Below are 21798 nucleotides of genomic sequence, written 5' to 3'. Positions count from 1 at the left end.
TCGATCACGAGTCTTCGGGGCGCGCCGACCCGGCCGGCAGGGCCTCGGGTCCTCGTGAGTGTCCCGAATGCATTCGGGACAACTGACCCGCGACGCCGGGACACACTCTGAGTCACAATGCAGCGGTGGGGGAGGAGACACGGAGGGGATGGGGGCCGGCCGCACTCGGGGCGGCCGTCCTCCTGCTGTGTGCGGCCACCGTGGTCCTCGACCTTCGCAACGGCACCAACATCCCGTCCGCCGCCGAGCTGGACGCGGGCTGGACGTCCGCCCTCTCGGGTCTGGCCCTGGTCGTCCCCGGCCTGCTGCTCCTGCACCGCCTGCCAAGGCACCTGGTCGCGTGGGTCCTGACGGGCTCCGGCCTGCTCTGGGTGATCGACGGCTTCGCCTCGAGCTGGGCGGCGTACGCCGTGTACACGCATCCCGGTCTGCCTGGCGCGTCGGCCGCGTACTGGTTCTACGCCCGGATCGGCGCCTTCCTGCTGCTCGGGCTGCCGCTGCTGATCCTGATCTTCCCGGACGGGCGACTCGTCGCCGGCCGCGTCTGGCGTGGTCTGTCGATCGCCGGCATCGGCCTCACGACGCTGCTGCCGCTGCTCCTGCTCGTTGCGCCGAGCTCCGTGATGGAGCGCTACCACTCGGCGGCCCTGCCACCGGAGATCGCCCGGCTATCGCTCGATCCGCTCAGCATCGAGCTGCCGTACGACGTCTGGGCCGCGCTCTTGCGGATCGCGTACAGCGCCGTGATCGTGAGCCTCGTCGTACCGTTCCTGGTCACCGTGCACCGCTACCGCCGAGCCGGCCAGAGCAATGACCGCGACCGCAAGGCCCAGATCCGTTGGCTGATGTGGGCCGCGCTGGTCGCCATGCTCGTGCTGATCGTGCCCTTCCACAACCCGCCCGCCGTACCGGCCGTCCTGTTCGGTCTCGCGATCGCGCTGACGTCCGCGGCGGTCGTCGTCGCAGTCACCAAGCACCAGCTGTACGCCGTCGATCGGCTGCTCCCGGCCACTTTCCTGTACGGCGTTCTGGCGGCGCTCGTGGTCGGCGTCGACCTGGCGGTGTTCGCGATCGCGGGCGGGGTGCTCGGCGAGCGCGACGCCGCGCTGGTCGCGATCGCGGTGGTCGCGGTGGTCTACGCTCCGCTGCGCGACCGGCTGTGGCGCTGGGTACGGCGCCTGGTCCGCGGCTCGCGCGAGGATCCGTACGCCACGATGTCCACGCTCGCCGAGCGGCTCGAGTCGGCCGCGGATCCGGAGCGGCAGTTGGGTGCGGTGGCCCGGACGGTCGCGGAGGCGTTCCGGTTGCCGTACGTCCGGGTCGAGATCGACCGGCCCGGCGGGGAGCGGGTGACCGTCGAGCACGGCCGCGAAGTCGGCCGGGCGCACGCCCTGCCCGTCGGGTATCGCGGTGAGCCGATCGGGCGGCTGGTGTTCTGTGCGGGCGGCGGTACGGCGTTGTCCGAGCGGGACCAGCGCCTGCTCGGAGACCTCGTGCGCCAGGCGGCCGCAGCGGCGCGGGCGAGCGAGCTCAGTGCCGAGCTGCAGAAGAGTCGCAGCCAATTGGTCGCCGCACGCGAGGAGGAGCGGCGCCGGATCCGGCGGGACCTGCACGACGGCCTCGGCCCGAGTCTCGGCGCTGTGGCGCTGCGCATCGAGACCGCGCGCAACCTGGCCGGATCGGCCCCCGCGGAGGCCGACCGGATGCTCGACCTCGCGAGGAGCGAGGCGGCGGCCGCGCTGGCCGACGTACGACGGCTGGTACACGACCTGCGGCCGCCGGCGCTCGACGAGCTGGGGCTGGTGCGGGCGATCGAGCAGCAAGCAGAGCGGTTCCGGCTCGGCGGACTGCGGGTGTCCGTCGACGTCGGCGTCCTCGGACCGCTTCCGGCCGGTGTCGAGGTCGCGGCGTACCGGATCGCGTCGGAGGCGCTGACCAACGTCGCACGTCATGCGCAGGCGTCGCGGTGCGAGATCCAGCTGCGGCTGGAGGACGCGACGCTGGAGTTGTCGGTGACCGACGACGGTGTCGGGATAGGTGCCGAGGTGAATGCGGGGGTTGGCATGCTGTCGGTGCGTGAGCGAGCCGCTGAGCTCGGGGGCGTCTGCAGCGTCAGCTGTCCGCCGGTGGGTGGCACTGTGGTCCAGGTCAGGCTGCCCTTGGACGCTGTACCGGAGGTTGTGAATGGCTGAGACCGTGCGCGTGATGCTGGCCGACGATCACCCGGTCTACCGGGACGGGTTGGCCGCCCTGCTCGGGTCTCTGGACGGCGTCGAGGTCGTCGGTACGGCGTCCGACGGTGTGGAGGCCGTGGACCGGGCGCGCGAACTGCAGCCGGACGTGGTCGTGATGGATGTGCAGATGCCGCGGCTGGACGGGATCGAGGCGACCCGGGCGATCACCTCGGACAGTCCGCACATCGGTGTCGTCGTGCTGACGATGGCCGAGGAGGACCAGACGCTGTTCGCGGCGATGCGGGCCGGTGCCCGCGGCTATCTGCTGAAAGGCGCCAACCAGGCGGAGATCCTGCGGGCGATCACCGCGGTCGCGCAGGGCGAGGCGATCTTCGGTCCGGCGATCGCCCGCCGGGTGGCCGAGTTCTTCGCGGCGGAGCCGGTAGCTACCCCGAACAGTCCTTTCCCGCAGCTGACCGCGCGCGAGCAGGAGATCCTCGCGCTGGTCGCCGCTGGGCGTTCGAACGCCCAGATCGCCGCCGAGCTCTTCCTGTCACCGAAGACGGTTCGCAACAACGTCTCGAACATCTTCGCCAAGCTGCACGTCGCCGACCGGGCCGAGGCGATCATCCAGGCCCGCAACGCCGGTCTCGGCCGCTGACTATCCGGCGGTACGGCGGGCGTAGGCGCGGGCGGCTCGGACTCGGTCGCCGCAGCGGGTGGAGCACCAATGGCGGCGGCCGTGGCGGATCAGATAGCGGTTGCAGGGGGTGGCGTCGCAGGCGGTGAGGGCTTCGGCTTCGGGGCTGGTGAGGAGGTCGGCAGCGTTGGCGGAGATGGCGGCCAACGCGTGCTCGAGGATCTCGTTGGTGGGACAGGGCGCCGCTCGGTACGGCCCGGTCTTGTCGTCCCAGTGCAGGAGCTCGGCGGTCGGGACGCGGGTGAGGGCGTCGTTCACTGCGTCCAGCGCCGCGGGCAGAGCCGGCGCGCCAGTGACGCGCGCGGCGAGCAGTGAGCGGACGTGCTCGCGGAGGGCGCGGAGCTGGGTCGCGCACATCTCCTGTACGTCGGCGTCCTCGGGCGCGAGGTTGTGGGCTGTGAGCCACTCGTTCACCGAGGCCGGGCTGCCGAGCAGGTCGACGTACTGCCCGCCCGGGAGCGCGATCGCCGTGTTGGCGAAGTCCAGCGCGAGATGAGTGTCGGCGCCAGGTGCGGGCGGCAGCGGTGACTCCATGGATCTCATGGTACAAGTTGCGCCCATCCGTGAGAAAGCTCTACCGTTCTCACGGATGTAAGCCAATCTATCCGTGAGGTGATCATGAGGCTGACGGCGTTGCTGGTCTGCGTGTTCGGAGTGACCACGGGGGAGTTCGTGGTGGCCGGGATCCTCCCAGCGGTGGCCGGGGATCTGGGTGTATCGATCCCGGCGGCGGGCCTGCTCGTCACGGCGTACGCGCTGGGGATGATCGTCGGCGGCCCGTTGCTGACGGCACTCACTGCCGGCCGGCCGCGCAAGCCGCTGGTCCTCGCGCTGCTGGCGGTCGCTGTCACCGGGAACCTGCTGTCCACGATCGCACCCGGATACGGCGTGCTGTTCGCCGCGCGGATCGTGACAGCACTCGTCACGTCGACGTTCTTCGCCAACGCGATCGTGATCGCCACCGCCTCCGCGCCGCCGGACAAGAAGGCGTCGACCGTCGCGAAACTTGCCTTCGGCATGAACCTGGCGATGATCCTCGGCGCCCCGCTCGGCACCTGGATCGGGGAAGCGTTCGGCTGGCGGACGACCTTCGCGGCGATCACGGCCTGCTGCGCGACAGGCCTGGTGCTTGTCGCGCGCTTCGTGCCCGACGACCAGCCCGGTGTCCGCACCCGGGCGTTGGGGGAGTTCGCCGTGTTCCGCAGCCGCGAACTGCTCCTCGCGATCGCGATCACCGCCGTCGCCAACATCGGCGTACTGATGGTGTTCACCTACCTCGCACCCCTGCTGACAGGCCCCGCGTCGTTCCCGGCGGCGGCCGTCGCGCCGATGCTGCTGGTGTACGGCGTCGGCGCGACGATCGGCAACCTGGTCGGCGGCCGTCTGGCGGATCGGGCCCTGCTGCCGTCCCAGCTCGGCGCGCTCGCACTCCTCGTCGTCCTGCTCGTCGTCCTGAGGCTGAGCCCGAGCACGACACTGACCGGCGTGCTCGTGTTCGCCCTGGGCGCGGTCGGCGTCTCCGTGATCCCCGGCATGCAGGCCAGAGTCCTGACCACCGCCGCGACAGCCCCGACGCTGGCGATCGCGGTCAATGCCTCGGCGTACCAGGTCGCGGCGGCCTTCGCCGGCTGGCTGGGCGGTCGCGTCATCGCCGGCCCCGGCCTGCCCGCGATCTACGTCGTCGCGGCGGGCACCACCGTCCTCGGCGCCCTACTCACCGCCGTGGCGTTGCGGAGTCACGCCAGTACACGGCTCACGAACTCCCGGAAGCCGTCCGGCGCCGAGAACATCGGCATGTGATCAGCCTCCGGCAGCACCGTCAGCTCGGCGTACGGCGCCTGCGCGGCCAGCCGCCGTCCCCAGAGCTGAGTGCCGTCGAAGTCGCGGCCACCGATCAGGACGGAGATCGCCGTGGTGAGTTCGGTGAAGCGGTGTTTGACGGGTGGGTCGAGCTCGACGCCGTGGTGAACAGGCATCGTCATGACACGCGAGTTCGAGATCTCCAGACCGACGAGCAGCCGCCGGTCGTCGCCGCGGACGGCCGGGCACCAGCCTTGGACGTCGTGCTCGGCAGCAGCCGGTATGCCGTCGGACTCGAGCACCTTGGCCTGCCGCGCGAAGTGAGCGCGCATCACGACCCGGGCGGCCTCTTCGGCCGGTGTCGGGTCCGGGAACTCGCCGAACGACCCGCCGACGACGCAGAGGTGCGTGACCCGATCCGGATGCCGATGCGCGAACCCGAGCCCGCGCCGCCCACCGTCGGAGACTCCGACCAGCACAGCACGCTCGATACCTGCCGCATCGAGTACGGCGGCCAGGTCGGCGATCTCGTCGTACTCGCGGTCGGCCGGTGACGACAGGCCGGTGTCGCGGTAGTCCCAGGTCGTGACGCGGTGAGTCTCCGCGAGCCAGGCCACGGTCGACGACCACATGCGGACATCAGCCAGGCCGCCGTTGAGCAGGACGACGTCCGGGCCCGCACCGTGCTGCTCGAAGTACAGGTAACCGTCGGGAACGTTCACGAAGGGCATGCGGGCAGTCTGCTGCAGCGCGGACTGCCCGCCTATCGGGAATTCTCCCTAGCCGGCCCGGTTCAGACGGCGGACGGCGAGCTCGGCCAGCAGCGCCGCGCCGTCCGGCAGGACCGAGTCGTCGAAGTTCGCCAAGGGGGAGTGGTTGTCGGGTGCCGCGTCCGGATCGGCCGAGGCGCAGGCGCTGAGGTTGAGATAGACGCCCGGCACCTCCTGCAGGACATAGGAGAAGTCCTCCGCGCCGCAGCGCGGGTTGGGACGCTCGCGGAACCGGTCGGCGCCGAACACGTCCACGATCGTCTCGCGGGCGAACTCGAACTCCGCCTCGTTGTTGACCGTCACCGGGTAGCCGACCTGGTACTCGGCCTCGACCTGCACGCCATGCGCGGCCGCGAGCCCCTCGACCAGCTGGATCGATGCCTCCTGCACCTTCGCCCGGGCCGCCTCGGAGAACGTCCGCACGGTCGCGTCGAAGAACGCGTCGTCCGGGATGATGTTCTCCTTCGTACCGCCCGCGATGCGGCCGACCGTGAGCACGACCGGGTCGAACACGTCGAACTGACGCGTGACGAGAGTCTGCAGTGCGGTCACGATCTCGCACAGCACCGGGATCGGGTCCTTGCCCCGGTACGGCGTCGAGCCGTGCGTGCCCGCGCCGACGACGCGCACGTGCAGCTGATCGGCCGCCGCCATGAACGAGCCGGGCCTGCTGCTCCACATCCCCAGCGGCTGCGAGGACGACCCGACGTGCAGCCCGTACGCCGCGTCGGCCCGCCGGCCCGCCGCGTCGAGCACCCCCTCGCGGATCATGATCGGCGCGCCGCCGGACGTCTCCTCGCCCGGCTGGAACATGAACACCACGTCACCCGGCAGCTCGTCGCGCAGCGCCGACAGCACCTTCGCGGCGCCGACGAGGCCCGCGACGTGCAGGTCGTGACCGCAGGCGTGCATCATCCCGGGATGCTGGGAGGCGAACGGCACGTCGGTGCGCTCGGTGACCGGCAGCGCGTCCATGTCGCCGCGCAGCAGCACCACAGGACCGGGCCCGGCGCCGCCCCGCAGTACGGCGGTCACCGAGGACAGCTCCTTGCCGAGCGTGATCTCCAGCGGCAACCCGGCGAGCGCGTCCAGGATCAGCTGCTGCGTCTTCGGCAGATCCAGGTCGTACTCCGGGACCTGGTGCAGCGCCCGGCGCAGCGTGACGATCTCCTCGCGGAACTGCTCCGCCAGCTCGCGCGTCCTCACGCCTTCGGGCCCAGGTCGAGCGCGGTCATCACGCGCTGGGCGCTGCTGCCGAGCTCGAGCAGCTCGACGAGGTCCAGCCAGCGCTCCGGGTCCTTGATCTCGCGCGGCATCGTCGCGTCGTAGGTCCCGACCGGGGCGTCCTTCGCGACCGCCACCACCTTCGGCGCGACGTCCAGATAGTCGCTGTCCGCCAGGATCTTCTTCTTCACCCCGGGCGCCATCGGCGTCGTCGGGTCGGCGGCCGCGGCGCGGATCGCGTCCAGGTCGCCGTACGACGTGACCAGCGCGGCGGCGGTCTTCTCGCCGATCCCCTTCACGCCGGGCAGGCCGTCGGACGCGTCACCGCGGAGCGTGGCGAAGTCGGCGTACCGCTGGGCGGGGATCTCGTACTTCGCGAGCAGCGCCTTCTCGTCGTACACCTCGGCGCGGCCGACGCCGCGGGCGGCCGTGTAGACGACCCGGACGCCGCGGCTGTCGTCGATCAGCTGGAACAGGTCGCGGTCGCCGGTGACCACGTCGACCGGCATCGTCGCCTGGTGCGACAGCGTGCCGATCACGTCGTCGGCCTCGTGGTCCGGTGCGCCGACGACGGCGATGCCGATCGCCTCCAGGCAGGCGCGGATGTACGGCACCTGGACCTCGAGGCGGTCCGGCACGTCCTCGACCTGCTCGCCCTTCGGCGTCACGAACTCGACCCGCTGCGCCTTGTACGACGGGATCAGCGCGACCCGCCAGGACGGGCGCCAGTTGTCGTCCCAGCAGGCGACCAGGTGGGTGGGCCGGTGGTTGTCGGTCAGCCGCGCGATGAAGTCGAGCAGCCCGCGGATCGCGTTGGTCGGCGTACCGTCGGCGGCCTTCATCGTGTCGGGCACGCCGAAGAACGCACGGAAGTACAACGACGCGGTGTCGAGCAGCATCAGGCGCTGTCCTGTCTCAGCCATAGGGGGATGCTTTCACAGCCCGCCGACAGCTCGCGATGCACAAGCCCTTGCCACCGGCGCGTGGTAGACCAAAGATCAGTACCGACCCTGGGGAGGGGATGCGGATGCTTCGGTCGTGGTTGTGCAGGCTGATGGTGGTTCTTGGAGTGCTTGCGGTGCCGCTGCAGGCGGTGCCGGCGTCGGCGAACGTGGACAAACCCGTGACAGTGATGACGCGCAACCTGTACCTCGGCGCGGACATCCAGCGGCCGATCGAGGCCACCGCCGGACTCACCGGCGCGGCGGCGTTCGTCGCGCTGGGCAACGCGAACCACGTGACGCGCGCGATCGTGGACAGGACGAACTTCCCGCGCCGCAGTCAGCTGCTCGCCGAGGAGATCTCCGCGGCGAAGCCGGATCTGGTCGGGCTGCAGGAGGTCGCGCTCTGGAGGCACGGGCCTCTGGAACTGCCCGGGTCGGGGAGTCCGGGCGCGCTGAACGCGACGACCGTCGACTACGACTACCTGGCGATCCTGCTCCAAGACCTGCGCCGGACGGGCGTTCCGTACAAGGCGGTCGTGGTCCAGCAGGAGTCCGACGTGGAGGCGCCGTCCTTCGTCGGGAACCCGTTCACGGGTACGGCGACCGACGGGCGGGACGTGCGGCTCACGATCCGTGACGTGATTCTGCTCCGGGCCTCGAGCAACCTGCGGGTGCTGGACTCGGGCAGCGGTCAGTACAACGCCCGGCTCGTGCTGTCGGTCGCCGGCCTCCCGGCGACGTTCGTGCGCGGGTACAACTGGGTGGACGTCGCGCACGGCTCCGGGCGCCCGTTCCGCTTCGTCAACACGCATCTGGAAGCGTTCAGCTCCGACCTGGCGCTGGCCCAGGCGACCGAGTTGCTCGCCGGGCCCGCGGCCGACCGAGGCCGGACGACGATCATCGGCTGCGACTGCAACTCCGATCCGCTGAACAGCTCGGTGAAGCCGCACGACCATGTTCCGCACAAGGCGCCGTACGACTTCATCACCGGGCCTGGCGGATTCACCGACCTCTGGCTGACCTGGAGGCCCGCGAACCAGGGTTGGACGTCCGGGCTGAACGAGACCGTCGACGAGCCGGCGCCGCCGTCGTTCGACCACCGCATCGACATGATCTTCGCGCGCCCGGCGCCCGGCGAGCAGGTCCGGGTGATCGCGGGCGCGGTGACCGGCGCGGACAGTTCGGCCAAGGATCCGGTCACCGGCCTGTGGCCGTCGGACCACGCCGGGGTCGTGCTCACCGTCGCGAGATGACGAGCGGGCGGAGGGTTTCCTCAAGTAGTGTCTCCAGGATGGAGGACCTGGACCGCAAGATCGTCGGCCTGCTCGCGTCCGACGGCAGGATGAGCTTCACCGACCTGGGCAAGGCGACCGGCCTGTCCACGTCCGCCGTGCACCAGCGGGTGAAGCGGCTCGAGCAGCGCGGCATCATCCAGGGGTACGCCGCGACCGTCGACCACACGGCGCTCGACCTGCCGCTCACCGCGCTGATCGCGATCCGGCCGATCGACCCGTCCCAGGCCGATGACTCACCGGAACGGCTCCGCGACGTCCGCGAGATCGAGTCCTGCTACTCGGTGGCCGGCGACTCCAGCTACATCCTGGTGGTCCGGGTTGCCTCGCCGGCTGCGCTGGAGAACCTGCTGGCCGTGATCCGGGCCCGAGCGAACGTGTCCACGACCACGACGATCGTGCTGAGCACGCCGTACGAGCGCCGTCCGCCGGCGCTGTGAAGGTTCTGCTCAGCGACCTGTTCAGCACGCTGATCCACGGCGGCGACGTTTCGCGCGACCTGGTGAATGCCCGGATGGGCACAGTCCTGGGCGTCGACCCAGCACCGTTCCAGGCGGCCTTCGACGCTTCGTCGTACGAGCGGTTCACCGGGGCGTACGGCGACCTGCCGAGCACCTTGCGCGTCATCGCCGAGCGCTGCGGAGGCACCCCGACCGACGAACAGGTGCAGGAGGCAACAAGCCTGCGCCGAGCCCTCGCCCAACGACTGCTGAGCACGGTGCCGACGGCGACCTTGGAAACACTCGCCGCCTTCAAGGCCGCAGGCTGGCGGATCGGCCTGGTCAGCAACATCACCGCGGAAACCCAGCTCCAATGGCCCGGCAGCCCACTGGCCCGCTACTTCGACGCGACCGCCTTCTCAGCCGAGGTAGGCGCCGCCAAGCCCGACCCGGCAATCTACAAAACCGCCTGCGCGGCCCTGTCCGCCAACCCCCAGGACTGCATCTACGTAGGCGACGGCAACGACAACGAACTCCCCGCCGCCGCCTCCCTCGGCATGCACACCATCCGCACCCTCGAACACGCCAACAACGCCCCAACCTGGCAAGGCCCAACCATCAACACCTTCGCCGAGCTCACCAGCTACCTGGTTCAGAAACCGCCGGCCTGAACGACATCGTCGTTCGCGGCGAGCACTCGGATCTTGCCGCCTTTGCGCGGAACGGCCAGGGCGAACTGATGGAGAACCGTGCTGGTCAGCGCACTGTCGTACTCCCTGGTGGGCGGGCTGAACGCGGATGCGCGACTCCCCGGACCCCAGGAGATCGCGATGTCCGGACCGACCTGGACCTGGAACTCCTCGGTCAGCGACAGAAAGACCAGCGCCTCGCCCGAGGTCGTCAGGAACGCAGCCGGAGTCCCGGTCAGGGTGAAAGTGTCGATGACAGCGCGGTACGACTTCGGATCCTTGGCCAGGTTCGCCCTGGCGGAGGCGAGCTCGTTGAGCACGGTGGTGATGTCCGTTGAAGGGGCGAAGAGCGCGGCGTGCGACGACTTGGTGCCGGCGTTCAAGTATCCGGCGAGTGCCTGACCTGCAGCTTCCGGTGAGGCTGCGAGCTTCGCGCCGTCCGCGGCTGTGAGCGGACGCAAGCCCTTGAGCGGCGGGAGCTTGACCTTCTTCTCCGGGGTGACCTGATGGGTCACGAGCCAGGGATCACCCGCGGACTTTCGCTCCCACAGGTCGAGCACCTGATAGTCCTTGTACGCCGACATGCCGGCCGAAGCGACGAAGTGCATGGGATAGCCGCCGAACGTCGGTACGCCGAGGCTCGGCTTCACGTGGGTGGTCGGGTCGGCAATCTCCTTGCCCGTCTTGTCCAGCGCCCTGCTGATGCGGTAACCGGCCTGTGTCAGGCGAAGCTCGTCCCCGGTCTCGACGCTCGCGATCAGCTTCTCGTCACGACGCTTCGCGGCGGCGTTGCTGACGTCGTCGTACCGCTTGATGGCCGCCGCTGCAGCCTCGTCGCTGATGGCCGGGCGAGTCAGCGTTGTCACGGTGTCCGGCTGCGGAATCGCGGAGCATCCAGTCACCAGGCCAACCACGAGAACCACTCCCAGAACCCGTCGCACCCCACCCTGCACAGGCGGGCTGGTCGGTGCCTGCGGCAATGAGGCGACCTGCTGCGCCAGGGGCTTCGTGGGGCGGCGGCGGAGCAGGATGAGGAGGATGCCCAGGGCAAGGAGGACGATGCCCAGGGCGAAGACGGCGAGGGCGGTCAGGAACGCCTTCGGGATCTCGATGCCGAGGTCGAGTTGTACGTCGGGGGCGGTTTTGCCGTCGGCGTTCATGATGACGACGTCGTACGGGCCGTCCTCGATGGGCCAGGCGATCGACTGGCGGCCGGTGCCGCTCGCGTTGGTGACCCACCAGTCGAGCGTGGCGGGTGCGGCGAGCGGACCTGCCGCACCCTTCGAGTCTTCGGTGGACAGCGCGATCGGGAACTGGACCTGGACGAGCTTCGTGTGGGCGGTGCCCTTCAGATAGCTGGCGACGTCGAAGTCACGGGCGACTCCCACGAACACGGGCTGGTCCTTGGCCGACCGTACGTCGACGTGCAGGACCGGCCCGTTCCGGTTCAGCAGTTCCGGCGTACTCGCGATCGCCAGTCCCTTGCTGCTCAACGACTGCTCGCCCGAATGCACCGTGTCATCCGGCCCGATCAGCCAGAAAGCAGCCACACCACCGACGACCGCGACGACCAGCCCGGCCAACGCCACCAAGACACCGACAACCCTGCGGATCACCCGCACGCGCACTCCCGAGTTGGACAACCGGACGAGCGGCGATGCTAGCGGTTGCCGAGTGCATCCAACGGGTCACGCTCGGAGAGTTGCACGAAGTTGCACCAAGTTGCAGTCTCAGCCCGTGCGCGCCTGGGGGAGGGCCGGTCGGATGTCGGTGCGCGCTTAGCCGAACTCCTTGACCAACGCGAGGGTCAGCAAGCGCTCGTCCATGTTCTCGACGAGGAATTTCGGTAAATCATGGGCCTGTTTGATGTCGGGCCAGTGACGGACCAGGGTGGCGACAGTGTCGGCAACAGTCTCGAGGACGCTTCCGGCGTCTACTTCGGCGCGTTCGGCGAGTTCGCGGAAGCTCTTCGAAGTGATGTTCCGCGCGATCCGTCCACCGTTGAGCCGGAACGCCAATTCATCCTTGCGGAATTCAGGCTCGGGATACGCAGCCACCGATACCAGGTCGTAGGCGGGGGAGAGGCGCGGTTGGCGACCATCCGGATACCGAAGGGTCCAGTTCTTGAGATGGGCATCGAGGTTGCCCATCACAATCATGGCGGCGAGGCGTCGTACATACTCGTCCAGGTCTTCAGGGCAGAGCTGGGTAAGGACCCGGGCGATGCCGCTGTAGCTGGCGCGCTCGTACTTGAGGCCAGGTGCCGTCTCTCTGATCTGAGCGAAATCCTCCTGGTGTATCCGGCCCGTTGGAGTCCGGTCGAACCGCCGGACCGCGAACGCGAGTTCGTCAGGTCCGATCAAACCTTCAGGGAGGCCATGCAACTCGGAACCGCTCAGCAGTGCGACGTCAGGAACGTCGATCCCGGAGAGCTTCGCCCAGGTCAGCATCGCGTACTCGTTGATGGGGACTGCGGGAAAGCGGCGATCCGGCAACTTGACGATCCAGTCGCCGCCCTGGCCGCTCATCGGCAGGACCAGTCCCTTGCCCTCCCACCGCATCGAGAACTTGGCCTGGACCCCTGCGAGCGAGAATCGAACCGGCTGGCCGAGGTCGCCCGCAACCTTGTCCGTGAGTTCCGGGATGTCGCTGAGATCGGACTCGGGCACAACGCGAACCGCGCCAGGGAGGTCCTGTCCCAGGAAGCTGAGCAGATGGAAGTCGTGCGGGTTGGCCCTGCCGAGTTCCTGTCCGATGAGGCTGCGCAGCCCGCTGCCTTGCTCGGGCAGGAGGTTGGCGAACCATTCCGGAACTGAACCGCTCGCGGTCCTGCGCCGAGTCGGATCGCCCTCGAATGCCTGGCCGAGGACCGGATGGTCGAGGGCAAGATCCTCGTAGTCGAACCAGGTGTTTCCGTCGCTGTAACCAAGTGTGCCGACTCGCCGATCAACCAGGAACACACCGGCCGTGACACTACGCGGAGGCATCGGCATCCTCGTCGAACAGCGCGGCGAGTTCGGGGCCGTCCCGGAACCCGAACAGGGCTCGATTCTGGACGTGTTCGCCGATCACCCGACGTAGGAGCGCGGACCGGCGCTCCAGGAAAGTTGCCTCGTCGCCTTCCAGCAACAGAACGACCCCTTTTGCGTCGATGCCGTGGCTTGTCAGAAGTGATCCTGCCACCTTGCCGGCGAGGACTGCTTTTTGCAGACCGCCTGGGAAGATCTTGGGATGCATGATGCGGTTCGCCAAGCCGTGCGGACCAGCCGACGTCGGCGGCGAGAAAATCGGCTGCAGGAAGTCGGGCGAATCGAACAGGTCTTGTGGTGTGAGCGCTCGCCCGGCCTGCTCCCCGGCCAACATGCTCGGCCTCAGGGAGAAGAGGCCGAGCATGTTCAATTTTCCCTGGGCAGTGTTGAGCCGGATCTGGTCGAGATCGGGCTGCCAGTTGCGTGGCGGCGGCAAAAGCTTCAAGAGACGCTGCGCGCTGAGGAGCGGGTCGCGATCGACCGCACGGGCTCCCTGCCGCACGCCGACGGTGTTGCCCTGCGGCGCGACGCCGAGGACCGCGCCCCGCCAGATCCAGCGGCGAAGCAGTTCAGCCGGACGACCTTGCGGTGCACCGAACAGCGCGGCGAACCGTGCCAGCACTGGGATGTACAACGCATAGGGCAAGAGCCGAACATGCGGGATCTCGGCTAGATCCCGGAGATAGTCCACGACATGCCCCAGCGCCGTCTCCGTGGTTCGCATCGCAGCGCTGCGCTCGTCGTCACTGCTGAACTCTTTGCGGAAGTCTCGATCGACCTTGGGGTCGCGGATCGCCAGCATGCTCTGCAGAAGGACCTGTTCGGAGAAATCTCCGAAGCCGAACGCGTTCACCCGGTCGGCCAGTGCGCGGAGGTCGTTCGGCTGCTGGCCGGTCGAGATGGAATGCAAGGCGTTGAAGACCTCGGTGCCCTTGAGAGCCTTACCGAAGGTGTTCATCCGGTCGAAGATGTCGCGTAGTGCGCCTTCGTCGTCGCCCAGGACGACGTACATCGGGATGATGTAGTCCCGGATGGCAGCGATCATCTGATCGGCGAGTGCGATCTGCGTGGACGTCAACTCCGGTCTGTCGCGGATCCAGGCGTTCGCGCCGGCGGTGTCCAGCGCGAGACCCACCGGCATCCGGTATGGCGCAGATGCCTGATGGCGGGATTGTGAGACGAACTCGCCGGTCCGCAGGTCGCAATAGATGCGAAAGCGGGGATCTACGGTGGTCGGGTCCGCGGTGAGGGCGCCAACTAGACTCGTGATTCGTTGCTGGCCGTCCACGACCCAGTAGGCGTCAGATTGGCTGCCGGCGACGATCTCCAGGTGGCCGATCGAGATCCTGCCGGCCGCTGCGGGGCGCTGCCATACCAGAAGGTTGCCAATCGGATAACCGCGCATGATGCTGTCGAACAGTTGCGTGACGTCCTGCCTCTCCCAGCGGTACGACCGTTGGAACGGCGGAATGCGAAGCTTCCCGGCGCGCGCCCATGCCACCAGCTCGCTGGGCTTCGTGCTCTCGATCTTCGGCCGAGCCACAGCGGCCACCGCGACACCTCCTCGTCGCGGTCAGTCTAGCGACGGCGTCCGTGGCCCTGTACAAGACGCGCTAGGAGACGTCCCCGGCCGGCCGGGAAAGACGTGCAAAGTCTTCGGTGCCGCCCCCTGCGGTGGCACCGAAGACGGTTCAGGGTTAGTTGATGTCCAGCAGCTTCTGGGATTCGGCGGCCGCGCGGGACGCGGCGGCTCGTTGTTCGGCTTCGGCGAGGTGGTTGCCGGCGTGCTGGGTCCACCAGTCCTGGCCTTCGCGGGGAAGGGTGTCGATCGGGTCGTAGTACTCGTAGGTGCGGTTGAGCGCCTCGGGGTCCTGCTGCTCGATGCCGGTGCGGTAGTTCTTCTTCCAGTACGAGATGCCGCGCACTTCGTCGTACTCGGACAGCTGGTGCACCCAGCGCTTGCCGACGTACGGCACGTCGCAGACGATCCGCGGCGTCGCGAAGCCGGGCAGGTATCCGAGGATGCCGTGCTGCAGGTGCTGCGCCTCGCGCACCGAGACCCGCCAGTGCTCCGAGAACGGGATCATGTCGCACATGTAGAAGTAGTACGGCGTGATGTTCGCGCCGTCGAGCAACGCGAAGCACAGGTCGAGCAGTTGCGGGATCGAGTCGTTCACGCCGCGCATCAGGACGCCCTGGTTCCGCACGTCGCGCAGACCGGCCTCGAGCATCGCCTTCGACGCCTCGGCGACCAGCGGCGTCACGGACTGCGCCGCGTTCACGTGCGTGTGCATCGCGAGCATCACGCCGCGGCTGCGCGCCACCGACGCGACGCGCTCCACACCCGACAGCACGTCGGACGACAGCCAGTGCTGCGGCATCCCCATCAGCGCCTTCGTGGCCAGCCGGATGTCGCGGATGTTCTCGATGTCCAGCAGGCTGGTCAGGAACGCCTCGAGCCGCGGCCAGGGCATGTTCGCGACGTCGCCGCCGGACACGACGACGTCCCGGACCCCCGGCGTACGGCGCAGGTAGTCGAGCATGTCGTCGAGCCGGGTCTGCGGCTTGGCGACGAACTTCAGCTTGTCGATCACCGGCGTCGAGTTCCCGACCAGGTCCATCCGCGTGCAGTGACCGCAGTACTGCGGGCACGTCGGCAGGATCTCCGCGAGGACCTTGGTCGGGTAGCGGTGGGTCAACCCCTCCGTGGCCCACATCTCGTGCTCGTGCAGCGAGTCCCGGGTCGCGTGCGGGTGCGACGGCCAGTCGGTCCGCCGGTCGCTGAACACGGGCAGCATGTAGCGGCGGACCGGGTCCGCGTAGAACGCCTCGGTGTAGTCGGCGGCGCCGGCCGGGACGATCGTGTTCAGCATCTGCGGCGGCAGCAGCATCGACATCGTCGCGCGCTCGGCCTGGTCGCGGGTGAGGTCCTCGTAGAACCGCTCCTCGAGCAGGTCGCCCATCACCTCACGCAACTGCTTCACGTTCTTCACGCAGTGCGACCGCTGCCACTGCACCGACCGCCACTCGTCGGCGGTGACGTCCTTCCAGCCGGGCAGCCGGGTCCAGTCCGGTTCGACCAGCTCAGTGCGCCGGTAGAGGTACGGCTGGCCGTCGCCAGGCTCCGAAGACGCCAGCTCCGGGGTGATCAGGTCGGTCACAGGTCCTCCGCAGGGACGTGGGGTGATGCGGTCTGATGTGAGGATAGCGATAGAACTTCCCTCAGATCCAACAGTACGCCGTAAGAATTCCCGTCACGGCGCGCTGTGAGTAGTATTTTGCCCGACCGCACAGAGGAGGATCAGTGTCATCGAGCCCGGTAGGACTGCACCGCGTACTCGCGCCGTCCGGCGTGTTGCCGCAGGCGGCGGAGAAACTCGACGCCCGTCCCGGTATCTGGCCCGACGAGGTCCGCATCGCGGTCGAGCGCCTGAACCTGGACGCCGCGTCGTACCGCCAGCTGGCCGAGGCGCACGGCGGTGACGGTACGGCGATCCGCCGGGCGGTCCTGGACATCGTCGAGACCCGCGGCAAGATGCAGAACCCGGTCACCGGCTCCGGCGGGATGCTCGTCGGCGTGGTCGACGAGGCCGGTCCGGACTCGCCGCTCGGGCTCCGCAAGGGCGACCGGGTCGCGACCCTGGTGTCGCTGACGTTGACGCCGCTGCAGATCACCGACGGCCTGCGGGACTGGGACGGCAAGAGCGAGCAGGTGCCGGCGCAGGGACATGCGATCCTGTTCGCCCGGTCGATCGTCGCCAAGCTGCCGGACGACCTGAAGCCGGAGCTCTCGCTGGCAGTCATGGACGTGTGCGGCGCACCGGCGCTGACCGCGCGTGTGGTCGGCTCGTATGTCGACAAAGGCATAAAGCCTGTCGTGTCAGTAATTGGCGGTGCAGGTAAGTCCGGGTCGCTGTCATTGGCCGCGGCGCGCGCGGCGGGTGCCGCGCGCACGATCGGGGTCGTGCCGTTCCAGGCCGAGCACGACCGGCTGACCGAGGCGGGTCTGGCCGATGTCGTCGCGCTGGCCGACGCCCGCGATCCGGTGGCCCTGGCGCAAGCCGTCGAAGCAGCCGGGGGACCTGCGGACATCACTGTCGTGTGCGTCGACGTACCGGGGTGCGAGCACGGTGCGGTCCTGTCGACCGCGGCCGGCGGCACCGTGATCTTCTTCTCGATGGCGACCTCGTTCTCCGCGGCCGCGCTCGGCGCCGAAGGGCTGGCGGCGGACGTCACGATGCTGGTCGGGAACGGGTACGTCCCGGGTCACGCGGACTATGCGATGGAGCTGTTGCGGACCGAGCCGGGTGTCCGTGGTCTGTTCGAGAGCAGGCTGGCGGAGGATTAGGCCGTGCGCACACTTCTGACGAACGGCTCCGTCTACTCGCCCGCAGACCCCCACGCCACCGCGATCGCCTTCGATGACGGGGTGGTGACCTGGCTCGGTGACGACACCGGGGCGGGTTCGTACGCCGACGGCGCCGACGAGGTCGTCGACCTGGACGGCAAGCTGGTCACGCCGGCCTTCGTCGACGCCCACGTCCACACCGCCCAGGCCGGTGCGCTGCTGACCGGTCTCGACCTCGCCGGTACGACGTCACTCACCGACGCCCTGGACCGCCTGGCGGCCTTCGCGGCCAAGCTGCCCGAGGACGCGGTGATCGAGGGCGCCGGGTGGGATGAGACGACGTGGCCGGAGGGCCGGGTGCCGACGGCGCAGGAGCTGGATGCGGCCGGTGGCGGGCGGCGCGTGTACCTGTCCCGGGTGGACGGGCATTCCGGCGTGATCTCCTCCGCCCTGATCCCGACCGCCCACGGAGCTGGCCTGGACGGCACTGGCCGCTTGGAGCGGGACGCGCACCATGCCGTCCGGGACGCGCTGAGCGAGCTGATCGGTCCGGAGCAGCGGCGGATGCACATCACCGCCGCGCTGCAGGCGATGGCCGCGAAGGGGATCGGGGCGTTCCACGAGATGGCGGCGCCGCACATCGGGCCGTTGTGGGAGTTGCCGATCGTCCGCGAGGTGGCCGAGGAGCTCGGCCTGTCGGCGACGCTGTACTGGGGCGAGCCGGGCGCGTTCGAGCACATCGGCACCTACGGCCTCGCGGGCCTGGCCGGCGATCTGAACGCCGACGGCGCACTGGGTTCGCGGACGGCGGCGCTGCGCGAGCCGTACGCCGATCGCGCCGGGCACCGCGGGCACGCGTACCTGACGCCGGAGCAGATCGCCGAGCACGTGATCGCCTGCACCGAGCGCAACGTGCAGGCCGGGTTCCACTGCATCGGCGACGAGGCGCTCGACAACATCGCTCGCGGGTTCGAGCTCGCCGCCGAGAAGGTCGGCCTGCAGGCACTCGTCGCGGCCCGGCACCGGCTCGAACACGTCGAAATGGTCGACGAGGCAACGATCGCCGTCCTCGCCCGCTGCGGCGTGGTCGCGAGCGTGCAGCCGATGTTCGACGGCCTGTGGGGCGGTCCGGACGGCATGTACGCCGCCCGCGTCGGCGACCGCTGGCGGGGGATGAACCCGTTCGGTTCGCTGGCCCGTGCCGGTGTCGTCCTCGCCTTCGGGTCGGACTCCCCGGTGACCGAGCTCGGCGGCTGGGAAGCCGTCCGCGCGGCCGCGTTCCACCACGAGCAGTCCGAGCGGATCACCGTCCGGGCGGCGTTCCAGGCGCACACCCGCGGCGGCTGGCGAGCCGTGGGGATCGACGACGCCGGTGTGCTCGCGCCCGGCGCCGCCGCGACGTACGCGATCTGGGAGAGCGACGCGGACCTCGTCGTGCAGACGCCGGACGAGCGCGTCGCCGCCTGGTCGACCGATCCGCGGGCCGGCGTGCCGGTGCTGCCGGACCTGAGTCAGGGAACACCCACCTGCGTGCGCACGGTCGTGGGTGGCCGTGTCGTCCATCAAGCCGAGGGATTGTGATGCCGAAGAAGCTCGACCTCGATCCGGTCACCGTCCGGAAGGCGCGCAGCCTCGCGCGCAAGGCCGGCAAGCCGATCGTCGACCTCGCCCGTCAGCACACCACGGTGTCGGTCGAGCGGGCGGTGCTGCGGCTCGCCGGGCTGACCGGCGCCGACACCGAAGGCATCCCGTGGGTGAACCGGCTCGCCGACACCGTGCGGGCCGACGTCGGCCTCGAACACGGGCTCGCCCTGCCGGTCTGGGATGCACTGCTCCGCGGCGAGGCCGAGGACCTGAGCGTGCTGGCGCAGAAGGCTGCGTCCGGCTCCGTCAGGTTCCGGATGCCGGAGGGCCGCGACGCCGTCCGGGCCCGGTCCGCGGCACGGAGGGTCGCGGCCGCCGGGCTGAGGCGGATCGACGGCCGGCGGCGGGAGCGCGACCGGCTCGTCAAGCGGCACGGCGACCCGGAGCAGCGGCCGTGGATCTACCTGATCGTCGCCACCGGCGATATCTACGAGGACATCCCGCAGGCGCAGGCGGCCGCTCGTGAGGGCGCCGACATCATCGCGGTGATCCGGTCGACCGGGCAGTCGCTGCTCGACTACGTGCCCGAGGGCGCGACCCGCGAGGGCTTCGCCGGGACGTACGCGACGCAGGAGAACTTCCGGCTGATGCGGGCCGCCCTGGACGAGTCGTCGAAGGAGCTCGGGCGCTACGTCCGGCTGACCAACTACGCCTCCGGTCTGTGCATGCCGGAGATCGCGACGCTGGCCGGGCTCGAGCGGCTCGACATGATGCTGAACGACTCGATGTACGGGATCCTCTTCCGCGACATCAACCCGATCCGGACGTTCGTCGACCAGCGCTTCAGCCGGCAGATCCACGCGCGCGCCGGGATCATCATCAACACCGGCGAGGACAACTACCTGACCACGGCCGACGCGGTCGAGGCCGCGCACACCGTGACGGTCTCGCAGCTGCTGAACGAGTACTTCGCCAAGGAGGCCGGGCTCGAGGACTGGCAGCTCGGGCTCGGGCACGCGTTCGAGATCAACCCGGACCTGCCGGACTCGTTCCGGCTCGAGCTCGCGCACGCGATGCTCGCCCGGCAGCTGTTCCCGAAGGCGCCGCTGAAGTGGATGCCGCCGACCCGGCACATGACCGGCGACGTGTTCCGCGGCTACCTGCTGGACGGGTTCTTCAACCTGGCCGGCGCGATGACCGGGCAGGGCATCCTGCTGGTCGGCATGATGACCGAGGCGGTCGTGACCCCGTGGATCTCGGACCGGGACCTGGCGCTGCAGAACGTCCGGTACGTGTTGGGTGCCGCGGGCAACCTTCACGAGGACTTCCGGCCGGAGCCGAACGGGTTCATCGCGACCCGGGCCCGGCAGGTGCTGGCCGAGTCGGTCGAGCTGCTGGAGGAGATCGTCGACGACGGCCTGCTGAACGCGATCGGCGACGGCACGTTCGGGCTGATGAAGCGGCCGCAGGACGCCGGCCGCGGCCTCGACGGCGTCGCGCGGAGGTCCGCGGAGTACTACAACCCGGCGATCGAGCTGTTGGAGGAGGGCAAGTGAGCATCATCCGGCCGTACGGCGACACAACGGGCGACGGGATGGTGCAGCTGTCGTTCACGCTGCCGGTCCCGCACGACAAGCGGGCCGAGGGCGCGGCGGTCCAGCTGGCCAACAAGATGGGCATGGACCCCGCGCTGGTCGTGCACTCGAAGGCGATCGGCCCGGACTTCACGTTCTTCGTGGTCTACGGCCCGGTGAACCACCTCGTCGACACGTCGAAGGTCGAGGTGATGGAGCGCGACTACCCGCTGCTGTCGCCGAAGGAGGTCAACCTCGCGATCCGCAAGGGCCTGCGCCGCCGCCTCACCGTGGTCGGCGCCTGCATCGGCACCGACGCGCACACGGTCGGCATCGACGCGATCCTGAACATCAAGGGCTTCGCGGGCGAGAAGGGCCTGGAGTACTACCGCGAGGTGAAGGTGGTGAACCTCGGCGCCCAGGTCGCCGTACCGGAGCTGGTCCGGCGGGCCAAGGCGGACAAGGCCGACGCGATCCTGGTCTCGCAGGTGGTGACGCAGCGCGAGGCGCATGTGCTGAACACCAAGGAGATGTCGGCGGCCTTCCGGGAGGCGTACGCCGAGGACGCGCGGCCGGTACTCGTTGCCGGCGGCCCCCGTTTCACCGAGCAGATGGCCGGCGAGCTCGGTGTCGACCGGGTGTTCGGCCGCGGCACGACGCCGGGTGAAGTGGCCAGTTATCTCGTCGACGCGTTGGTGACCAAGCGCCACGCCTACCGGAGGAGTGCATAGGTGTCGAAGGCAACTGTCGGGCTGACGGTGACGCATCGTCGGTACGTTCCGTACAGCCACGCGCACTACGCCGGCAACCTGGTCGACGGGGCGTACGTGCTGGCGCTGTTCGGGGACGTCGCGACCGAGGTGTGTATCCAGTCGGACGGCGACGAGGGCCTGTTCGCGTCGTACTCCGACGTGCAGTTCCTGCAGCCGCTCCGGGCCGGTGACGTCGTCGAGGTGAAGGCGACGATCAGCCGGGTCGGCAACCGCAGCCGCGACCTCGATTTCAGCGCGTACGTCGTCTGCCGCGGGCGTCCGGACCGGTCCGAGTCGGCGGCCGACGTGCTGGCCGAGCCGCTGGAGATCACCCGGGCCAAGGGAACCGTTGTCGTACCGGTTGCGTGACGATTGGTTGCCCTCGGTAACGATCACGTGGAGTGCTGACACGGCTCTGTAACGTGACTACGGTGAGGGATCCTCGTTTTCCTTTGCAGGGCGGGCGATCGTGTTACAA

General features: G+C 69.2%; 19 protein-coding genes. 11 read left to right on the top strand and 8 right to left on the bottom strand.

The window, feature by feature from the left end:
* Positions 1 to 125: 125 nt before the first annotated feature.
* Together ACWEOO_RS05580 and ACWEOO_RS05575 are read left to right on the top strand one after the other, a co-directional pair.
* Positions 126 to 2192 (top strand): sensor histidine kinase, encoded by a 2067-nt coding sequence (locus ACWEOO_RS05580; RefSeq protein WP_452141950.1) that lies wholly within the window; start codon positions 126 to 128, stop codon positions 2190 to 2192.
* Positions 2185 to 2835, top strand: coding sequence for a response regulator transcription factor (locus ACWEOO_RS05575; RefSeq protein ID WP_359927888.1), 651 nt, complete (start codon positions 2185 to 2187; stop codon positions 2833 to 2835). Before ACWEOO_RS05580 ends, ACWEOO_RS05575 begins: the two co-directional genes overlap by 8 nt.
* Here ACWEOO_RS05575 and ACWEOO_RS05570 read toward each other — a convergent pair whose 3' ends face one another.
* Positions 2836 to 3408, bottom strand: a complete 573-nt coding sequence (locus ACWEOO_RS05570; RefSeq protein WP_452141949.1) for a CGNR zinc finger domain-containing protein — start codon at positions 3406 to 3408, stop codon at positions 2836 to 2838.
* A gap of 84 nt (positions 3409 to 3492) precedes the next feature.
* On the opposite strand from ACWEOO_RS05570, the gene ACWEOO_RS05565 reads away from it, so the two are divergent.
* A complete protein-coding gene (locus tag ACWEOO_RS05565; RefSeq protein WP_452141948.1) occupies positions 3493 to 4674 on the top strand; it encodes an MFS transporter in 1182 nt (393 codons plus the stop codon).
* Here ACWEOO_RS05565 and ACWEOO_RS05560 read toward each other — a convergent pair.
* From ACWEOO_RS05560 to ACWEOO_RS05550, 3 genes are read right to left on the bottom strand one after another with little or no spacing between them, the layout of a single operon-like run.
* Positions 4611 to 5405, bottom strand: a complete 795-nt coding sequence (locus ACWEOO_RS05560; RefSeq protein WP_452141947.1) for an alpha/beta fold hydrolase — start codon at positions 5403 to 5405, stop codon at positions 4611 to 4613. The genes ACWEOO_RS05565 and ACWEOO_RS05560 overlap by 64 nt on opposite strands.
* Positions 5406 to 5453: 48 nt before the next feature.
* Positions 5454 to 6650 (bottom strand): M20 metallopeptidase family protein, encoded by a 1197-nt coding sequence (locus ACWEOO_RS05555; RefSeq protein ID WP_452141946.1) that lies wholly within the window; start codon positions 6648 to 6650, stop codon positions 5454 to 5456.
* A complete protein-coding gene (locus ACWEOO_RS05550) occupies positions 6647 to 7567 on the bottom strand; it encodes a 5'-3' exonuclease (protein WP_452142046.1) in 921 nt (306 codons plus the stop codon). The genes ACWEOO_RS05555 and ACWEOO_RS05550 overlap by 4 nt, the downstream gene beginning before the upstream one ends.
* Positions 7568 to 7722: 155 nt before the next feature.
* On the opposite strand from ACWEOO_RS05550, the gene ACWEOO_RS05545 reads away from it, so the two are divergent.
* From ACWEOO_RS05545 to ACWEOO_RS05535, 3 genes are read left to right on the top strand one after another with little or no spacing between them, the layout of a single operon-like run.
* Positions 7723 to 8865, top strand: a complete 1143-nt coding sequence (locus tag ACWEOO_RS05545; protein ID WP_452141945.1) for an endonuclease/exonuclease/phosphatase family protein — start codon at positions 7723 to 7725, stop codon at positions 8863 to 8865.
* 38 nt (positions 8866 to 8903) lie between these two features.
* The gene (locus ACWEOO_RS05540) at positions 8904 to 9344 is read left to right on the top strand and encodes an Lrp/AsnC family transcriptional regulator (RefSeq protein WP_355480903.1); all 441 of its coding nucleotides are present in this window, start codon (positions 8904 to 8906) and stop codon (positions 9342 to 9344) included.
* Positions 9341 to 10015, top strand: coding sequence for an HAD family hydrolase (locus ACWEOO_RS05535; protein ID WP_452141944.1), 675 nt, complete (start codon positions 9341 to 9343; stop codon positions 10013 to 10015). The genes ACWEOO_RS05540 and ACWEOO_RS05535 overlap by 4 nt, the downstream gene beginning before the upstream one ends.
* Here the strand turns inward: ACWEOO_RS05535 and ACWEOO_RS05530 are convergent.
* The 4 genes from ACWEOO_RS05530 to ACWEOO_RS05515 all read right to left on the bottom strand — a co-directional run bounded on the left by ACWEOO_RS05530 (position 9997) and on the right by ACWEOO_RS05515 (position 16223).
* On the bottom strand, positions 9997 to 11655 hold the full coding sequence (locus ACWEOO_RS05530) for a hypothetical protein (RefSeq protein WP_452141943.1): 1659 nt from the start codon (positions 11653 to 11655) through the stop codon (positions 9997 to 9999). The two genes, ACWEOO_RS05535 and ACWEOO_RS05530, sit on opposite strands and share 19 nt — an antisense overlap.
* A 156-nt stretch (positions 11656 to 11811) precedes the next feature.
* Entirely contained in the window at positions 11812 to 12993 is a 1182-nt protein-coding gene (locus tag ACWEOO_RS05525; RefSeq protein WP_452141942.1) for a type II toxin-antitoxin system HipA family toxin, read from the bottom strand.
* Between the two features lie 13 nt (positions 12994 to 13006).
* Complete coding sequence (locus ACWEOO_RS05520) at positions 13007 to 14614, bottom strand: DUF262 domain-containing protein (RefSeq protein WP_452141941.1); 1608 nt, start codon at positions 14612 to 14614, stop codon at positions 13007 to 13009.
* A 145-nt stretch (positions 14615 to 14759) separates the two neighbouring features.
* Positions 14760 to 16223: a KamA family radical SAM protein gene (locus ACWEOO_RS05515; protein WP_452141940.1), complete on the bottom strand. Its 1464-nt coding sequence runs from the start codon at positions 16221 to 16223 to the stop codon at positions 14760 to 14762.
* 143 nt (positions 16224 to 16366) lie between these two features.
* Between ACWEOO_RS05515 and kdd the strand changes: the two genes are divergently transcribed.
* From kdd to kal, 5 genes are read left to right on the top strand one after another with little or no spacing between them, the layout of a single operon-like run.
* On the top strand, positions 16367 to 17410 hold the full coding sequence (gene kdd / locus ACWEOO_RS05510; protein WP_452141939.1) for an L-erythro-3,5-diaminohexanoate dehydrogenase: 1044 nt from the start codon (positions 16367 to 16369) through the stop codon (positions 17408 to 17410).
* Positions 17411 to 17413: 3 nt separating this feature from the next.
* On the top strand, positions 17414 to 18991 hold the full coding sequence (locus ACWEOO_RS05505; protein WP_452141938.1) for an amidohydrolase: 1578 nt from the start codon (positions 17414 to 17416) through the stop codon (positions 18989 to 18991).
* Positions 18991 to 20550 (top strand): lysine 5,6-aminomutase subunit alpha, encoded by a 1560-nt coding sequence (gene kamD, locus ACWEOO_RS05500; RefSeq protein WP_452141937.1) that lies wholly within the window; start codon positions 18991 to 18993, stop codon positions 20548 to 20550. Before ACWEOO_RS05505 ends, kamD begins: the two co-directional genes overlap by 1 nt.
* Positions 20547 to 21299, top strand: coding sequence for a lysine 5,6-aminomutase subunit beta (gene kamE / locus ACWEOO_RS05495; RefSeq protein ID WP_359927924.1), 753 nt, complete (start codon positions 20547 to 20549; stop codon positions 21297 to 21299). Before kamD ends, kamE begins: the two co-directional genes overlap by 4 nt.
* The gene (gene kal, locus ACWEOO_RS05490; RefSeq protein WP_452141936.1) at positions 21300 to 21689 is read left to right on the top strand and encodes a 3-aminobutyryl-CoA ammonia lyase; all 390 of its coding nucleotides are present in this window, start codon (positions 21300 to 21302) and stop codon (positions 21687 to 21689) included. It begins immediately after the preceding gene.
* Positions 21690 to 21798: the final 109 nt, after the last annotated feature.

It is taken from the genome of Kribbella sp. NPDC004138, assembly GCF_053603655.1.
Note: the sequence above shows the minus strand (reverse complement) of the source record. Positions and strands in the feature narration are given on the sequence as shown.

Excerpts from the sequence above, each read along its gene's own strand:
- ACWEOO_RS05560 (WP_452141947.1), bottom strand. The coding sequence starts at position 5,405 with ATGCCCTTCGTGAACGTTCCCGACGGTTACCTGTACTTCGAGCAGCAC.
- ACWEOO_RS05575 (WP_359927888.1), top strand. The coding sequence starts at position 2,185 with ATGGCTGAGACCGTGCGCGTGATGCTGGCCGACGATCACCCGGTCTAC.
- ACWEOO_RS05540 (WP_355480903.1), top strand. The coding sequence starts at position 8,904 with ATGGAGGACCTGGACCGCAAGATCGTCGGCCTGCTCGCGTCCGACGGC.
- ACWEOO_RS05570 (WP_452141949.1), bottom strand. The coding sequence starts at position 3,408 with ATGGAGTCACCGCTGCCGCCCGCACCTGGCGCCGACACTCATCTCGCG.
- ACWEOO_RS05565 (WP_452141948.1), top strand. The coding sequence starts at position 3,493 with ATGAGGCTGACGGCGTTGCTGGTCTGCGTGTTCGGAGTGACCACGGGG.
- ACWEOO_RS05545 (WP_452141945.1), top strand. The coding sequence starts at position 7,723 with ATGGTGGTTCTTGGAGTGCTTGCGGTGCCGCTGCAGGCGGTGCCGGCG.
- kamD (WP_452141937.1), top strand. The coding sequence starts at position 18,991 with ATGCCGAAGAAGCTCGACCTCGATCCGGTCACCGTCCGGAAGGCGCGC.
- ACWEOO_RS05550 (WP_452142046.1), bottom strand. The coding sequence starts at position 7,567 with ATGCTGCTCGACACCGCGTCGTTGTACTTCCGTGCGTTCTTCGGCGTG.